This window comes from Acinetobacter sp. NIOH-H-8 (genome assembly GCF_046635365.1).
GTDB lineage: Bacteria > Pseudomonadota > Gammaproteobacteria > Pseudomonadales > Moraxellaceae > Acinetobacter.
This window is the reverse complement of record NZ_JBHDVN010000216.1, coordinates 1-439: the sequence shown is the minus strand read 5'-3', so window position 1 is coordinate 439 and position 439 is coordinate 1. Positions and strand designations below refer to the sequence as shown.

Sequence of the window (439 nt, the reverse complement as noted above, 5' to 3'; positions counted from 1 at the left end):
CAGGTATACCGATGCCGCCGTGGTTAAAAGGCTGGATGGCCTACGCGGCTTACCTGTATGACGATCGGGAGAATATCGTCGCCAGTGCGCAGTCGTCTATCGATTATGCCAAACAAAACATTGGCGATGGAATGCGTGCACTGGGGATTGATACCGATTTTGGCCGCAATCCCCACACCGTCAAAGGCGCTAATATTCAGCCGGATATTCCTGGAGCAGAACCTGTACAACATGCACAATCCGCAAAGCGCACTTTAGCCGACAGGAACAACAATCCGGGTAACATTCGCCCGGTGGGCGGTAACGGCTTCCGGTTCTTCGAGTCCGCCCTTCAGGGCTGGGAGGCGATGAAAAACCAGCTTATGCGCTACTTTACAGGGAAAACAACCGGGCGGGCATTACAGACCATTCAGGATATTGTCAGTACCTGGGCGCCGGC

Annotated in this window: 1 protein-coding gene; it reads left to right on the top strand. The window is 54.2% G+C overall.

Annotated features, from left to right (window positions below; all coding sequences use genetic code 11):
• Positions 1–11: 11 nt before the first annotated feature.
• Positions 12–439, top strand: a 428-nt coding sequence (locus ACEWB7_RS17890) for a hypothetical protein (RefSeq protein WP_411581075.1), incomplete at its 3' end; no start/stop codon positions are given.